This window comes from Actinocrinis puniceicyclus (genome assembly GCF_018283645.1).
In the GTDB taxonomy this organism is placed as follows: Bacteria; Actinomycetota; Actinomycetes; order Streptomycetales; family Catenulisporaceae; genus Actinocrinis; species Actinocrinis puniceicyclus.
In genome coordinates this window covers 1-1106 of record NZ_JAGSXH010000338.1, presented here as the reverse complement: position 1 = coordinate 1106, position 1106 = coordinate 1, and the positions used below count along the sequence as shown (strand labels likewise).

General features: G+C 67.1%; 1 protein-coding gene and 1 pseudogene. One reads left to right on the top strand and one right to left on the bottom strand.

Going from position 1 to position 1106, the window contains the following annotated elements:
* Positions 1–337 (bottom strand): arabinofuranosidase catalytic domain-containing protein (locus KGA66_RS29165; RefSeq protein ID WP_281416892.1); only part of this gene is annotated, 337 nt, incomplete at its 3' end.
* 526 nt (positions 338–863) lie between these two features.
* Between KGA66_RS29165 and KGA66_RS29160 the strand changes: the two are divergent.
* Positions 864–1106, top strand: a pseudogene (locus tag KGA66_RS29160) (endo-1,4-beta-xylanase); the annotation flags it as partial.

Below are 1106 nucleotides of genomic sequence, written 5' to 3'. Positions count from 1 at the left end.
CCGAGCAGAACGAGTCCTGCGCGGCCGCGTTGGCGACACCGCCGGCGCTGACCACGCCGATGTCCCTGGTCGAGTTGTCCGAGGAACGCCGCACCTGGTACAGCGGGCCGTTGTACGCGGCGTACAGGGCTCGGGTGGTGGAGTGCGCCGCGACGCACGGCGTGCCGCCCGCCGCGTAGATGTCACACGGACCCTGCGAAGCAGCCTGCGCCGGGCCCGTCATCACGGCGCTGCCGACCAGCCCACCGAAGGCCACCGCGGCAGCGGTTCCCAGGCGGGCCAGCCGAACGCGGCGCGTCGCACCGAGTGCGTGGCTTGTCCTTGCGCCTATTCTCATGCCGTCTCCCTGCTCTACGTTGAGCATTGACTCACACATTGTTAGCGCTAACATAACCATCCCGTCGAGGATGCCGGTCCACGACGGGATGCCCGAGCTGTTTCGGAATGCAGACGCTGCCTTACCGCCAGTGTGCTGTCAAGGACCCCCAAATCGCACAAATCCCCGTTGTGCGGCCCGGATGTGGATCCACCAGGACGGCGCACGCGGCGTCGGCCGCTGACACGCTGGAAGCCGCGCACACGCGCTCCCGCACAGCGTGCGGCGCACGACATGTTCGATACGGAAGACCAATTACCAACAACCACGGCAAGTTTCAAAGCGTCTTGACGCGCTTGACCGCCCCCGGTTACCTACTCATCACAGCCCTGCCGAGGCCGGATGCCGGACCGCTCGACGAGGCGCTGTTTCCGCGCGGCGAAGTGTCGCCGCTTTCCGCAGCGCGCGCTTTCCACGGACAGCGCGCACTGGGCCGTTTTTCACATCGAGCAGACTGCCGATCCGCGCCGACCAATGGAGGTCGCACATGCGCACGGGCGCAATCGATATCAGAACACATTCCTCGCGGCTGCGCGCACTGACCGCCGTCGCCGCGCTTGCCGCCGCCCCACTCGCGGCATTCCTGGCGGCGTCTCCCGCTCAGGCCGCTTCGACGCTGCGTGCGGCGGCCGAGGCGCAGAGCCGGTACATGGGTACCGAGCTGACCGGCAACATGGTGAACAACTCCACGATCACCAACCTGGCCGGCACCCAGTTCGACATGGTCACC